The organism is Corynebacterium tuscaniense, from assembly GCF_008693065.1.
GTDB classification, from domain to species: Bacteria; Actinomycetota; Actinomycetes; order Mycobacteriales; family Mycobacteriaceae; genus Corynebacterium; species Corynebacterium tuscaniense.
This window is the reverse complement of sequence record NZ_VXKH01000047.1, coordinates 1-14,115: the sequence shown is the minus strand read 5'-3', so window position 1 is coordinate 14,115 and position 14,115 is coordinate 1. Positions and strand designations below refer to the sequence as shown.

10 protein-coding genes are annotated in these 14,115 nt (G+C 60.2%); 8 read left to right on the top strand and 2 right to left on the bottom strand.

Going from position 1 to position 14,115, the window contains the following annotated elements; genetic code table 11:
- The 6 genes from sucB to lipA form a co-directional block, all read left to right on the top strand.
- On the top strand, positions 1 to 1,199 hold a 1,199-nt coding region (gene sucB, locus F4V54_RS08325; RefSeq protein WP_150386839.1), incomplete at its 5' end, for a 2-oxoglutarate dehydrogenase, E2 component, dihydrolipoamide succinyltransferase.
- Between the two features lie 150 nt (positions 1,200 to 1,349).
- A complete protein-coding gene (gcvP, locus tag F4V54_RS08320) occupies positions 1,350 to 4,205 on the top strand; it encodes an aminomethyl-transferring glycine dehydrogenase (RefSeq protein ID WP_150386838.1) in 2,856 nt (951 codons plus the stop codon).
- 41 nt (positions 4,206 to 4,246) lie between these two features.
- Entirely contained in the window at positions 4,247 to 5,335 is a 1,089-nt protein-coding gene (gene gcvT, locus F4V54_RS08315; RefSeq protein ID WP_102723906.1) for a glycine cleavage system aminomethyltransferase GcvT, read from the top strand.
- A gap of 2 nt (positions 5,336 to 5,337) precedes the next feature.
- Positions 5,338 to 5,727, top strand: coding sequence for a glycine cleavage system protein GcvH (gcvH, locus tag F4V54_RS08310; RefSeq protein WP_150386837.1), 390 nt, complete (start codon positions 5,338 to 5,340; stop codon positions 5,725 to 5,727).
- A 27-nt stretch (positions 5,728 to 5,754) separates the two neighbouring features.
- Complete coding sequence (lipB, locus tag F4V54_RS08305) at positions 5,755 to 6,489, top strand: lipoyl(octanoyl) transferase LipB (RefSeq protein ID WP_034661953.1); 735 nt, start codon at positions 5,755 to 5,757, stop codon at positions 6,487 to 6,489.
- 10 nt (positions 6,490 to 6,499) lie between these two features.
- On the top strand, positions 6,500 to 7,588 hold the full coding sequence (gene lipA, locus F4V54_RS08300; RefSeq protein ID WP_150386836.1) for a lipoyl synthase: 1,089 nt from the start codon (positions 6,500 to 6,502) through the stop codon (positions 7,586 to 7,588).
- Between the two features lie 173 nt (positions 7,589 to 7,761).
- Here lipA and F4V54_RS08295 read toward each other — a convergent pair whose 3' ends face one another.
- Together F4V54_RS08295 and F4V54_RS08290 are read right to left on the bottom strand one after the other, a co-directional pair.
- Positions 7,762 to 9,852, bottom strand: coding sequence for an acyl-CoA dehydrogenase family protein (locus F4V54_RS08295; protein WP_150386835.1), 2,091 nt, complete (start codon positions 9,850 to 9,852; stop codon positions 7,762 to 7,764).
- A gap of 54 nt (positions 9,853 to 9,906) precedes the next feature.
- Positions 9,907 to 11,202 carry an acetyl-CoA C-acetyltransferase gene (locus F4V54_RS08290; RefSeq protein WP_150386834.1) on the bottom strand — a complete coding sequence of 432 codons (1,296 nt, stop codon included), beginning with the start codon at positions 11,200 to 11,202 and terminating at the stop codon, positions 9,907 to 9,909.
- A 211-nt stretch (positions 11,203 to 11,413) separates the two neighbouring features.
- Between F4V54_RS08290 and F4V54_RS08285 the strand changes: the two genes are divergently transcribed.
- Positions 11,414 to 12,748 (top strand): 3-oxoacyl-ACP reductase, encoded by a 1,335-nt coding sequence (locus F4V54_RS08285; RefSeq protein ID WP_249041265.1) that lies wholly within the window; start codon positions 11,414 to 11,416, stop codon positions 12,746 to 12,748.
- Positions 12,749 to 12,753: 5 nt separating this feature from the next.
- On the top strand, positions 12,754 to 13,923 hold the full coding sequence (locus tag F4V54_RS08280) for a MaoC/PaaZ C-terminal domain-containing protein (protein WP_150386833.1): 1,170 nt from the start codon (positions 12,754 to 12,756) through the stop codon (positions 13,921 to 13,923).
- Positions 13,924 to 14,115: the final 192 nt, after the last annotated feature.

Sequence of the window (14,115 nt, the reverse complement as noted above, 5' to 3'; positions counted from 1 at the left end):
TCGCCGAGGAGGACGACACCATCGAAGTCGGCGCAGTCATCGCCCGCATCGGCGACGCCAACGCAGCACCCGCCAAGGAAAAGCCGAAGTCAGACGAGCCCAAGACCGAAAAGCCTGCCGAGGCAGAACCGAAGGCAGAGGAACCGAAGGCAGAGGAACCGAAGGCAGCGGAACCGAAGGAAGAAGCTCCGAAGCAGGAAGAGAAGCCTGCCGAGGCACCAAAGACTGAGGCACCGAAGACTGTGGACAACGGCGGCAAGGTTCCGTACGTCACCCCGCTAGTGCGCAAGCTCGCCGAAAAGCACGATGTTGATCTGAACAGCATCGAGGGCACCGGTGTTGGCGGACGCATCCGTAAACAGGATGTCATCGCTGCTGCTGAGGGTGGCGCTACCGCTGCACCTGGTGCAGCTGAGCAGAAGCCGTCCGGCCCGCGTGCACGTTGGTCCACCAAGTCCGTGGATGCAGCTAAGGCTGAGCTCATTGGCACCACGCAGAAGGTGAACCGTATCCGTGAGATCACGGCCACGAAGATGGTCGAGTCGCTGCAGACCACTGCACAGCTCACCCATGTTCAGGAGGCAGACGTTACTCGCGTGGCGGAGCTGCGGAAGAGTGTGAAGCCTGCCTTCGTCGATAAGCACGGCGTGAACATCACCTACCTGCACTTCTTCGTGAAGGCGACGGCTGAGGCACTGGTGCAGCACCCGAATGTCAACGCGTCCTACAACGCGGAGACCAAGGAGATCACCTACCACGACACGGTCAACATTGGCATCGCTGTGGATACCCCGCAGGGCCTGCTGGTTCCGGTGCTGAAGAATGTTCAGGACATGTCCCTGGCTGATATTGCCAAGGGCATTGCGGATCTGGCTGAGCGTGCTCGTAACAAGAAGCTGCGTCCGTCTGACCTGGCCGGCGCAACCTTTACGGTGTCCAATATTGGCTCTGAGGGTGCCCTGCTGGATACCCCGATCCTCACCCCACCGCAGGCCGGCATCCTGGGCACCGCCGCTATTCAGAAGCGCCCAGTGATTGTGACGGAGGAGGGCATCGACTCGATTGCTATCCGCCAGATGTGCTACCTGCCGTTCACCTACGACCACCAGTTGGTTGATGGTGCGGATGCGGGTCGCTTCGTGTCCACCATCGTGGACCGCATCGAGGTGGGCGACTTCGAAGACGATCTAGACCTCTAAAACCACCAGATAAGGTGCCGGTTCCCTGCGCTTGGGAGCCGGCATTTTCTATGTTCTGTACTCCTTGGACATTCTCCGCACGCTCGTCGGTGAGAATCTCTACACTTGTTCAGTGATCGCAACTAACTAAATGCAAGGAGTGCAGTCAGCGTGGATTACATCTCTCGCCATATCGGTCCGACTGATAGCGAACGCGCAAAGATGCTCGAGACCGTTGGGTACGGCTCGATTCAGGAGCTTGTCGACGCAGCGATGCCAGCAGGGATTCTTGCCAAACAGTCTTTGAACCTTCCGTCGGCTCTGACGGAGAAGGAAGCACAGAACCGCCTGCGTGAGCTGGCTGCGAAGAACACGGTGTTGCGTGCTTTCCATGGCCAGGGTTATTCCTCCACCGTGACTCCGCCAGTGATTCGCCGCGGTGTGGTGGAAGATGCTGGTTGGTACACGGCTTACACGCCGTACCAGCCGGAAATTTCCCAGGGCCGCCTGGAAGCATTGCTAAATTTCCAGACGATGGTGCAGGACCTGACTGGTTTGCCGATGGCGAATGCTTCGCTGCTGGATGAGGCTTCCGCAGTGGCTGAAGCCATTGGCCTCATGGCACGTGCGGTAAAGAAAGGGCGCCGTGTCCTGCTGGATTCCCGCCTGCACCCGCAGGTGATCAATGTTGCTGCGGAACGTGCCCGCGCTTTGGACCTTGAAGTTGAGGTCACCGCTTTGGATTCCAATCTCGTAGGCGAAGACTTTGTTGGAGTTGTGATTGCCTACCCGGGCACGGAGGGCGATATTTCTGATCCGCGCCCGGTGATCGAGGCGATTCACTCCCGTGGTGGTCTGGCTACCGTTGTGGCTGATCCGTTGGCACTGCTTCTGCTGGAAGCACCGGGCACGATGGGTGCGGACATTGCTGTGGGCACTACGCAGCGTTTCGGTGTGCCGTTGTTCTACGGTGGCCCGCACGCCGCATACATGGCGGTGACAGACAAGCTGAAGCGCCAGATGCCGGGCCGCCTGGTGGGCGTGTCCGTGGATGCGGAGGGTTACCCGGCCTACCGCCTCTCACTGCAGACCCGTGAGCAGCACATTCGCCGAGAGAAGGCGACATCCAATATTTGTACCGCCCAGGCGCTGCTCGCCGTGACAGCCTCCATGTACGCCGTGTACCACGGCCCCGCTGGACTCAAGGAGATCGCGGAAACGGTGCATGAGTGGGCTGGGCGCTTTGCGGCGTCGATAAGCGCAGGCGGCCTTGATGTGAAGCACGAGAAATTCTTCGACACAGTGGCTGTCTCTGTGCCTGGCCGTGCTCAGCAGATCGTGGACGAGCTGGCTGAAAACGGCTACCTGGTGCGCGCGATTGATGCGGATACCGTCGGCGTGAGCTTCGGTGAAGACACCGATGAGGCTGACCTGGTGGCGCTGCTCGCTGGCTTTGGTATCACGGATGCGCCGGCTTCTGAGGCTGAATCGCACCTGCCACAGGAGCTGGCGCGCACCACGGATCTGCTCACGCACGAGGTGTTCAACACCCACCACTCCGAGACAATGATGATGCGCTACATCCGCGCACTCGGCGACAAGGATCTGGCGCTGGATCGCACGATGATCCCACTGGGTTCGTGCACGATGAAGCTCAACCCAACGGCAGGTCTAGAAGCCATCACCTGGCCGGGCTTTGCCAATGTTCACCCGTTCACGCCGGACAAGTACACGGAGGGCTGGCGTGAGCTTATTAGCGAGCTGACCGGCTGGCTCGTGGAAATCACCGGCTACGACGCAGTGTCTGTGCAGCCGAATTCCGGCGCAACGGGCGAGCTCGCTGGTCTGCTGGCTATGCGCCGCTACCACGTGGCTAATGGTGATACGGAGCGCGATATCTGCCTCATCCCGGCTTCTGCGCATGGCACGAACGCCGCATCTGCAACGCTGGCAAACCTGCGCGTGGTGGTTGTGGCGACCGCCCCAGATGGCTCCATTGACATGGAGGATCTGGACAAGAAGCTCGAGCAGTACGGTGACCACGTTGCTGCCATCATGATCACGTACCCATCTACGCACGGCGTGTACGAGGACACGGTGAAGGAAGTGGCTGACAAAGTCCACGCTGTTGGCGGCCAGGTCTACATCGATGGCGCGAACATGAACGCCCTGACCGGTCTTGCCCGTCCTGGTGATTTCGGCGGTGACTGCAGCCACCTGAACTTGCACAAGACCTTCACCATCCCGCACGGCGGTGGCGGCCCGGGCGTTGGCCCGATTGGTGTGGGCGCGCACTTGACCCCGTTCCTGCCCGCTGACCCGCAGGCAGTGGATGGCAGCAACGCAGCCGATGAAGCACCGCAGGGCGCTGGTGTGCCGATCGCGGCAACCACCTACGGTTCCGCCGGTGTGCTCCCGATTTCCTGGGCCTACATTGCTATGTCCGGTGCAGATGGCTTGGCTTCAGCAACCCGCAACGCCATCCTCAACGCCAACTACGTTGCACATGAGCTCAATGATTCCTTCCCGGTCCTCTACACGGGAAACGCTGGCCTGGTGGGCCACGAGTGCATCATTGATCTGCGCGAGATCACCGATCAATCCGGCGTAACTGCTGCTGATGTGGCTAAGCGCCTGGTGGACTACGGCTTCCACGCCCCCACACTGGCATTCCCGGTGGCCGGCACCCTCATGATCGAGCCGACTGAGTCCGAGGATCTGGCCGAACTGGATCGCTTCATCGCCGCAATGCGCTCTATCCGCGCGGAGATCCAGGAGATCATCGACGGCAAGGTTGCCTACGAAAACTCCGTGGTCCACCATGCACCGTTCACCGCACGCAGCCTCATCGCCGGTGAATGGGGCTACGAGTTCAGCCGCCAGAAGGCCGCCTACCCGGTGGATACGTTGCTGACCACGAAGTATTTCCCGCCGGTGCGCCGTATCGACGAGGCCTATGGCGACCGCAACCTCGTGTGTGCCTGCCCACCACCAGAGGCCTTTGACATCGAGCAGTCCGAAGGCTAAACACCACTGCCCAACACGAATTACAAGAAGGAGTAACTGATATGCCGCAGACACCTTTGCATGCCACCCACGAGAAGCTGGGTGCGCACTTCACGGACTTCGGTGGCTGGACCATGCCGCTGAAGTACGGCAAGGAGCTCGACGAGCACCGCGCTGTGCGCGGGGACGTTGGCATTTTTGACCTGTCTCATATGGGTGAGATTGATGTGAAGGGCCCTGAAGCCGGTGCCTTCCTGGACTATGTGCTGATTTCTTCCCTGTCTAACCTTCAGGTTGGGAAGGCGAAGTACTCCATGCTTGTCAATGAGGATGGCGGCATCCTGGACGATCTGATCACCTACAAATTCGCTGATGACCACTACCTCGTCGTCCCCAATGCGGGTAATTCGGATGTGGTGTGGGCTGCGTTCCAGGAGCGTGTGGGTAACTTCGATGTGGAGATCCGTAATGATTCGCAGGCCATCGCGCTCGTCGCAGTGCAAGGCCCGCGGTCGCTCGAGGTGCTCGAACCGCTTCTCGACGGCTCCCCGGCCGACCTCGCCTACTACTCCGGCGCCTGGATGAACCTGAACGCCGCTGGGGGTCAGGCTGTGGAGGTCTTCGTTGCTCGCACCGGCTACACCGGTGAGGATGGCGTTGAGTTGTTCTGCCAGAACGAGGACGCTCAGGCCGTGTGGGATTCCGTCATAGACCACGGCACGCCCTGTGGCCTGGCAGCGCGTGATTCCCTGCGCCTCGAAGCTTCCATGCCGCTCTACGGCCACGAGCTGTCTGTGGACATCACCCCGGTGGAGGCTGGCATGAGCCGTGCCTTTGCCAAGAAAGAAGCTGACTTTGTGGGTAAGGCCGCTTTGACTGGTCGCGAGCCATCCGTGGTCATTGCTGGTCTGACCTCGGAGGAGCGCCGTGCTGCCCGTGAAGGCGCTGCGATCTTCCTCGCCGGGACGGATGAGCAGATTGGCACCGTCACCTCCGGTCAGCCCTCCCCCACTTTGGGCCACCCAGTAGCTTTGGCACACATTGCGCCCAACCATGCCGAGGTGGGCACTAAGGTGGACGTGGACATCCGGGGTAAGCGGTATGCCTACACCATCAGCGACACCCCCTTCTACTCCCGAAAGGACAAGTAACTATGTCTGATCTGCCCCAGGAATTCTCCTACTCTGAGGACCACGAATGGATCAATGCTGCTGCTGATGCAGTGGTAGGCCAGACCGTGCGCATCGGCATCACGTCTGTTGCTACGGAGCGTCTCGGTGAGATTGTCTTTGCTGAGCTACCGGCCGTCGGCGACACCGTGGAGGCTGGTGAGACGTGTGGTGAGGTGGAGTCCACCAAGTCCGTCTCCGACCTGTACTCCCCTGTCACCGGTACCGTCACCGCGGTCAACGAGGAGATTGAGGACAACTACGAGGCCATCAACAACGACCCGTTCGGGGAAGGCTGGCTGTTCGAGGTTGAAGTCGAGTCCGCTGGTCCGCTCTTGACTGCGGATGAGTACGCTGCCGCTAACGGCGTGTAAGTTTCCGCGGGGGCTACCATGTAGTGCATGACAGCCCCCCGCGAACCATTCTTTCCGGCCGATAGGTCAATCCGAGCCTCAGATTCCCCACTTGACGTGCGGGAACTGGGGCTTGTTGATTATGAGGAAACGTGGCACCTCCAAGCCGAACTCGCCGCTCAACGCGCCGATGACGCCATCGGTGACACTCTGCTCGTGCTCCAGCACCCCAGCACGTACACCGCCGGAAAGCGCACACAACCGGAAGACATGCCGGACAATGGGCTGCCTGTGGTCCAGGTTGACCGTGGCGGGCGCATCACCTGGCATGGTGAGGGCCAGCTAGTGGTGTACCCGATCATCAAACTCGCCGATCCAGTCGATGTCGTTGACTTCGTCCGTCGCATCGAAGAAGCCATGATCGCCACCATTCGCGAGTTCGGGGTGGACAAGGCCGGGCGTATCAGCGGTCGCTCGGGCGTCTGGGTCCCCGCCGACGAGTTCCGCCGCGACCGCAAAATCGGCCAGATTGGTATCCGTATCACCCGCGGTGTGACCATGCACGGCTTATCCATCAACTGCAACAACACCCTGGACTACTTCGGGCACATCGTGGCCTGTGGCATTAATGACGCAGACGTGACCACCCTCAGCCTGGAGACCGGGCGTGAAGTGACGCCGGAGGATGTGGCACCGGGTGTCGTCGATAAGCTAGCCAGCGCTTTTAGTGGAGAGCTGCAGGTAGCGGACCACACTATCGCTTCTGGCAACGCCAAGGGATAAGGTGGACCGCGTGACTGCAGCAAAAGATGGACGCAAGCTACGCCGGGTAGAAAAGCGCAACGCGCAAACCCCGATCGAATCCAAGCCGCGCTGGATCCGTAACGCGGTGAAAACTGGCCCTGAATACGAGGACATGCGCCGCAAAGTCAAGGGCGCGTCGCTGCACACCGTGTGCCAGGAAGCTGGCTGCCCCAATATCCACGAGTGCTGGGAATCCCGCGAGGCCACCTTCCTTATCGGTGGAGCCAACTGCTCCCGCCGCTGTGACTTCTGCCAGATCAACTCCGCGAAGCCGGAGCCGCTGGACGTGGAAGAACCGCAGCGCGTCGCGGAATCCGTGCGCGAGATGCAGCTGAACTACTCCACCATCACCGGCGTGACCCGCGATGACCTGGAAGATGAAGGCGCCTGGTTGTACGCCGAGGTGGTGCGCAAGATCCACGAGCTCAACCCGCACACCGGCGTGGAAAACCTCACTCCGGACTTCTCCGGCAAGCCGGACCTGCTGGCTCAGGTCTTCGAAGCCGAGCCAGAGGTGTTCGCCCACAATCTGGAGACAGTCCCGCGCATCTTTAAACGCATCCGCCCTGCCTTCCGCTACGACCGTTCACTGGAGGTCATTCGTGCAGCGCGTGACTACGGTCTGATCACTAAATCCAACCTCATCCTCGGCATGGGTGAAACCCGTGAGGAGGTCCTGCAGGCGCTGGAGGACATGCAGGATGCCGGCACTGACATCATCACCATCACCCAGTACCTGCGCCCCGGACCGCAGTTCCACCCGATTGAGCGCTGGGTGAAGCCGGAGGAGTTCATCGAGTACCGCGATGCCGCCTACGACATGGGCTTCGCCGCCGTCATGTCCGGCCCACTCGTGCGCTCCTCCTACCGCGCCGGCAAGCTCTACGTGGAGGCCATGAAGTTCCACGGCCGTAAACTGCCGAAGAACCTCAAGCACCTCGCTGAGACCTCCCAGGGTGCCACCGACCAGGAAGCAGAAACCCTCCTGAACAAGTACGGCCCATCCAAGGACACCCCGGTCGTGTCCGCTGGTCGTCCCGCTGTCGGGCTTGGCCTGCCGGGCATCGGCGCTAAGTAAAGGGGCCTGTTCCCCTCCTCTGAGCTAGACCCCGAACTTCGATGATTTCTGGCCGAAGTTCGGGGTCTAGTGTTCGGGTTTTGTACTCCCTGGGTCCATGCACGACGACAGCCCCCACCCAGAACGGATTCTTGGGCGGGGGCTGTCGTCGTGCTAGACGCTAGCTGCGTCCCTTACTTCTTAGACACCGGGATGTTGGAGCCAATCTTCCACGCATCCGGGTTGTCGCGACTGGCGTCCGTGCCGCCGTCCTTGAACAGCGGGCGATCCAGAACGACCGACGGGATATCAAACGCGTCCACAAGGACCTCAGACCATGGGCCGAGGGAGTCGACCAGGTCATTGATCGCGGCGCGAGCAGCCTTGACGCGGCCGGAGGAGAGAACGTTGTGCTCCTGGTACCAGCCAGCGTTGCGGATGATGGTGTCAAACACGAACAGGTGACGCACCTGCTCAAACACTGCGCGCTCGGCGGAGCCGACCGGCAAGGAACGCTCAGCTTCAATCATTGCCTGAACCATGAGGTTCTCAATGTAGGCCCATGCGGCGTTGAGCATGTGATCCTGAGCCTTGTCAATGACCTTTGCGCCCTCTTCGCGGGACAGCTTGCGTGCGCCCTGAATACGGCGGATCAGGGAGCGCATGACTAGCTGCTCACGGAGCTGGACAACCTTGAGCTGGTAGTCCGCGTCAAAGAGCGATGCTTCCTCACCAGAGAAGGTGTCCACAACGGTCTGGACGGTGGAACCCAGGCCAGCACGGCTGCGGACGATGTCAGTGACGTTGGTGGCAGCGAACTTCACAATGTCCATAGCCGACGGATTAGCCATCTCGCTGGTGTAGGCGGTAAGCAGGTTCTTACCTGCCAGCTGCAGCAAGACGGTGTTATCACCCTCGAACGTGTTGTACACATCTGTGTCAGCGCGGAAGGTGGTCAAGAGGTTCTCCGACATGAAGCCGGCACCACCGCATGCCTCACGGCACTCTTGGATGGTGTCGGTTGCATGCTCGGTTGCCACTGCCTTGAAGCCTGCAGCCAACGTCTCCATTTCACGGGAAGCCAGTTCCTGCTGCTTAGTCGGGTTGGTCACAGACCATTCACCCGTTGCCTGGCGGGAGGTTTGGTCCGCGTAGCGCTGTGTCAGCTGGTTTTGCAGGACCTGAAGGGCGTAGGTGCGAGCCAGCGGAATGATCAGGCGACGACGGTGCGCACGGTAGTCAATAAGTTTGTCCTCGGTGCCGGTGTCACCGTAGTCAAACTGGCGGCGCTGGTGTGCATATTTCACAGCGATTGCCAGTGCCGACTTGGTTGCGCCTGCACCAGCAGCCCCCACGGCGATACGTCCACGGATCAGGGTGCCCAGCATCGTGAAGAAGCGGCGGTTCTTGGACTCGATCGGGGAGGTGTAGTTACCTTCCTCGTCGACATCGCCGAACTGATTGAGCAGTGCTTCGCGTGGAATGCGGACATTATCAAAGGTCAGGGTACCGTTGTCAACGCCGAGCAGGCCGCCCTTGTGGCCGTGGTCGCCGATGGTGACACCTTCGACTGGGGAGCCGTCATCTTCACGGATACGCACCACGAAGCAGTGCACGCCGTGGGACTCTTGCTCGCCCGGGGTGTGCAGCTGAGCAAAGACAGCGGACCAACGGCCATCGCGCGCGGTGTTGCCGATGTAGACCTTGGTGGCGGACGGAGTCGGAGTGTTGATAACAAACTCCTTGGTCTCCGGGTCGTAGGTCGCCGTAGTCTCCAGGTCTTGAACGTTGGAGCCGTGGCCACGCTCGGTCATGCCATAGGAGCCAAGCTTGGACAGGTCCATTGCACCCTGTGCGTACTCACGGTGGCGCTCAGTACCCAGGACATCCACAGCGCCGCCCCACAGGCCGAACTGCACGCCGGACTTAATAGCCAGGGAGCCGTTGAACTGACCCAGCAGGTCCAGGCCCAAGATGCCCACGTGTGCCTCACCGGAACCGCCGTTGGCCTTGGAGAAGGCAGTCTGCATCATGCCGGAGGTAGCCACCATCTTGACCTTCTCCAGCAGTGCTGCGCGGATCTCCTCGATGGAGCCCTCAATCATCGGCAGAGCTTCCTCACGGTTGAGCTGCTCGCGGATGTTGTCTTTCACGAGTTCCCAAGGGCCGTCGAGAAGCGTCTTCAGTTTTCCAGCGATGGCGGCGTCTGGGGTTTCCGGAAGAGTCTGCGGGGAGCGGGACTCCGGCTTGGCCTTACGTCCACCTTTTTCTTCAGGAGATGTCATGGTTCTTATTCCTTTGCGAAGAGAGGATTGACAGAAATGAAGGTATATCGGTGCTTAGCGCTCGAGGATCGCCACGACGCCCTGGCCACCTGCAGCACAGACAGACACGAGCGTGCGGCCACCGCCGTTTTCCTCCAGCATCTTCGCTGCGGAAGCGAGGATACGGGCACCGGTTGCTGCGAACGGGTGGCCAGCTGCAAGGGAAGATCCCTTGACGTTGAGCTTGGAGCGGTCGATGGAGCCCAGCGGCTTGTCCAGACCAAGGCGCTCGCGGCAGTAGGTCTCGTCTTCCCAAGCCTTCAGCGTTGCCAGAACCTGGGATGCGAATGCCTCGTGGATCTCGTAGTAGTCAAAGTCCTGCAAGGTCAGGCCGTTGCGCTCCAGCAGACGCGGAACAGCGTAGGTCGGGGCCATAAGCAGGCCGTCCTTGCCGGACACGAAGTCAACTGCAGCCAGTTCAGAATCAACTAGGTATGCCTTGACCGGCAAGTTGTGCTCCTTCGCCCACTCCTCGGAAGCGAGCAGCACGGATGCTGCGCCGTCCGTCAGCGGGGTGGAGTTACCAGCCGTCATGGTGGCGGTGCCACCGTACTGTTCTGCATCCTTTTTGCCAAACACCGGCTTGAGGCCAGCAAGCTTTTCCACCGTGGAATCCGGGCGGAGGTTGGTGTCGCGGTTGACGCCAAGGTACGGCGTGATCAGATCATCAAAAAAGCCCTCCTCGTACGCCTTAGCCAGGTTTTGGTGGGAGGCCGCTGCGAGTTCGTCCTGCGCTTCACGGGTGATCTCCATCTCGCGCGCGGTGATCGCTGCGTGCTCACCCATGGACAGGCCGGTGCGCGGTTCACCGTTCTGCGGCTGTTCCGGAGCAAGCTGGTTCGGACGGATGGAACCGACGAGCTTGATCTGGTCCTTGGCAGACTTCGCGTTGGACAGGCGGATCAGGGTCTTGCGCAGGCGGTCATTGATAGCCAGTGGAGCGTCCGAAGTGGTGTCCGCGCCACAGGCAATGCCGGACTCGATGCGACCAAGAGCAATCGCGTCAGCCACCTGAATAGCGGAGGTCAGGGAGGTGCCGCAGGCGTGCTGCAGATCAAATGCCGGGGTGGTGGAAGATAGTTCCGAACCAATCACGGACTCACGCACAAGGTTGAAATCACGGGCGTGCTTCAGCACTGCGCCGCCGACGACGAGCCCCAGCTCCTCATCCTGAAGGCCGTAACGTGCCACGAGGCCGTTGAGGGCTGACGTGAGCATGTCCTGGTTGGAAGCGTTTGCGTATTCCTTGTTGGAACGCGCAAAGGGAATACGGTTACCACCGAGGATGGCTACTTTACGGGGTGCATTCATGCTTGTTTTTCCTGCTCTTCCGATGAATGGTTGTGATAATCCGGATGTGTCACCGCGATTATCTGAGGACGTATGTACTGTACTTTACAAAGTTAATCCTTTGTAAGGTTCGTCACCTTAGTGATCTTATAATAGTATCCGACACAGAGCTACCGCTTTGAAAGCGGTGCGCGCTGATGACATGAATGCCTATCTATATAAGGAGAAAATAGTGGCATCTAAAGGCCTCCTCGAACAGTTCATCAACTCCCCTGTCGCCGGCAAACTCGGCGTCCCGCAGGGTTACCCGCTGCGTCGCTACAAGCAGGGCGAGCCACTCCTGCACGGCCCCGTCGTGGTTGGCGGCAATGGTCGCCTGGTGGAGCAGCTCACCACACTCCTCGAAGGCCCATACAAACTCCTGAAGGCTGAAGCTGACACGAAGCGCGCTGGCATCATTTTTGATGCAACCTCCCTGTCCAAGCCGGAGGAGTTGGAAGAGCTCTACGCCTTCTTCCACCCGCAGCTGAAGAAGGTCCTGGACAATGCTCGCATCGTGGTCATTGGCACCACGCCGGAGCTTATCGACGATGTGGATGCACGCATCACCGCCCGCTCCCTCGAAGGCTTCACTCGTTCCCTGGCGAAGGAAATGCGCAAGTCCGCTACCGTCCAACTGATCTACGTGGACCCGTCCATTGACGGCTCCAAGATTGACAAGGTGGAGTCCACCCTGCGCTTCCTCCTGTCCGGCAAGTCCGCCTTCGTTGATGCTCAGGTCATCCGCATCACCCCGGCGGATGTTGAGCTGCCGAAGAGCTGGGATAAGCCGCTTGAAGGCCGTCTCGCTGTTGTGACCGGTGCTGCTCGCGGTATTGGTGCAACCATCGCTGAGACCCTGGCGCGTGATGGGGCAAAGGTCATCTGCGTGGACATCCCGCAGGCAGGCGAAGGTCTGGCGGAGACCGCTAACAAAGTGAAGGGCACTGCCCTTCCCCTCGACGTGACCGACCCGAAGGCTGCCGAAGAGATCATCCAACACGCCCAGGACCGTTACGGCCGCAAGATTGACACCATCGTCCACAATGCTGGTGTCACCCGCGACAAGCTGCTGGTCAACATGGATGAGGGCCGTTGGAACATGGTCCAGAACATCAACCTCGTTGCACCGGTGCGCATCACCGAGGCACTGCTTGACGCTGATGCTTTTGCTGATACCCCGGCCATTATCGGTGTGTCCTCCATGGCTGGTATCGCCGGTAACCGTGGCCAGACCAACTACGCCACCACCAAGGCTGGTGTCGTTGGTTTCGTCGACGCACTGGCTGAGAAGGTCGCTGCCCTGGGCGGCTCCATCAACGCTGTTGCACCGGGCTTCATCGAGACCGACATGACCGCTGCTATGCCTTTCGGTCCCCGTGAGGTTGGCCGTCGCCTGAACTCCCTCAACCAGGGAGGTCAGCCTGTCGACGTCGCTGAGACCGTCGCGTTCTTCTCAGCACCATCCTCCGTGGCCGTCAATGGCAACACCGTCCGCGTCTGCGGCCAGAACCTCCTGGGGGCTTAAGCACGATGAGTGAGAAATCCCCTAAGGACACAGCCGAAGATTTGAAGAAGAAGGCCGAAGAAATCGCCGACAAGATCGAGGACAAGGTCGAAGACGCCTTCGATGACGCCAAGGATGCCATCGAAGAACTCGCCGACAAGGTGGAGGATAAGGTCGAGGACGCTGTCGAAGACGTGCAGGACAAGGCCAAGGAAACCAAGGCAGCCAAGGCCACGAAGGCTGAAGCGCCGAAGGCAGAGCCAGTCAAGGCCACCGGCGAGCGTGAGTTTGAGAAGCTGAAGCAGATCCCGGATCTGTCCGCCATTACGCGAAAGGTCTTCTTCGGTGCGCTTCCTGGTATCGGTGGTAGCCGTGAGGCGAAGCAGGATCCAACGTCGGCGATTCAGGTGGACGGGGTGCGCGTGGATAAGCAAAATCTTGCTGAGTACACGCAAGCAACTGGCCTGCGCCTGAGCAATGAGCTGCCGCCAACCTACTTCTTCGTGCTTGGTTTCCCACTGACCATGGAGCTGCTCTCCCGCCCGGACTTCCCGTATCCGGCGATGGGTGCGGTGCATATTTCTAACGTCATCGAGCAGACTCGCCCGCTGACTGTGGATGAGACGTTTAGCGTGCGCGCGTACGCCACGAATGTTCGCCCGCACCGTCGCGGCCTGCTTGTCGACGTAATTACGGAGGTCACACCCGACGGTGAACCCGCACCGGTATGGAAACAGACCTCGAGCTTCCTGGGTATGGGCGCGAAGTTCTCCAAGTCCGCGGATGTGTCCGTGACTACCCGCGCGGAGGATTCCGGCAAGGTTCTGCCGCCTGCTGTGCTGCCGGAGTTCAAGCCGAATGCTCGCTTCCGTTGGACCCGCAGCGACGTCAACGCATACGTCAAGGCGTCCAACGACCACAACCCGATTCACACCTCCAACATCGGCGCCAAACTGTTCGGTTTCCCGGCAGTGATCGCGCATGGCATGCTGTCCGCAGCATCCGTGCTGGCACCACTGGAAGGCAAGCTACCGCCGGCACTGCGATATTCCGTGGAGTTTGTGAAGCCGGTAGTCATCCCGGCCTCCGTGGCGCTGTGGACCACCAAGCAAGCTGATGGCTCCTACGACATCCAGCTGCGCAATTCTTCCAGGCCGGAGAAGCTACACCTCAACGGCGAAGTGGCCCCTCTCTAAGCCGAGCAAACCGCCTCACCCCGCGTCCGCATGAGGCGCGGGGTTTTCTCTGCGTGAGTGCCAGTCCTAAGTTCTAGGGATCGTTGCAACACTGATTGGAAAGTTGGTGTTGGTTGTGTCTGGTTCGCGTTGGGATCCGAGTGGTGATGAGGTTGTTCGGTTTCACCGGTTGGTCGTTGTTGAGGGGCTGTC